Origin of the sequence: Planktothrix paucivesiculata PCC 9631 (assembly GCF_900009265.2) — a bacterium.
In the GTDB taxonomy this organism is placed as follows: Bacteria; Cyanobacteriota; Cyanobacteriia; order Cyanobacteriales; family Microcoleaceae; genus Planktothrix; species Planktothrix paucivesiculata.
Genome location: NZ_LR735149.1, coordinates 1 through 351, shown reverse-complemented (window position 1 = coordinate 351; position 351 = coordinate 1). Strand labels below are relative to the sequence as shown.

Annotated in this window: 1 protein-coding gene; it reads left to right on the top strand. The window is 36.2% G+C overall.

Features of this window, described 5'->3' with window-relative positions:
* Positions 1-351 (top strand): helix-turn-helix domain-containing protein (locus tag PL9631_RS25885; RefSeq protein ID WP_197046547.1); only part of this gene is annotated, 351 nt, incomplete at both ends.

Here is a 351-nt window from a genome sequence, read left to right as displayed (position 1 = left end):
AACTCTGTATCAGCAAGAGAAAGTTCCGAAAAGAACAAGGCAGAGAATAGATATATTAATGTTTAGTGATGGAGGATGGATGGTCTCAAAAATAGCCCAGACTTTAAGGTGTTCAGAAGCCATGGTAAGAAAAACAATAACTCGATGGATAAATCAAGAAAAAGAAGGATTATTTGATGCTCCTCGTTCGGGAAGAAAACGGAGGTGGAAAGAAGAAGATATAGAATATTTAGAAACTTGTATAGAGTCAGATGAAAGAACTTATAATAGCCGTCAACTGTCGGAAAAACTTCTGCGAGAGAGAGCGATCGCACTAAGCGCAGAAAGAATTAGAAAAATCTTAAAAAAAAA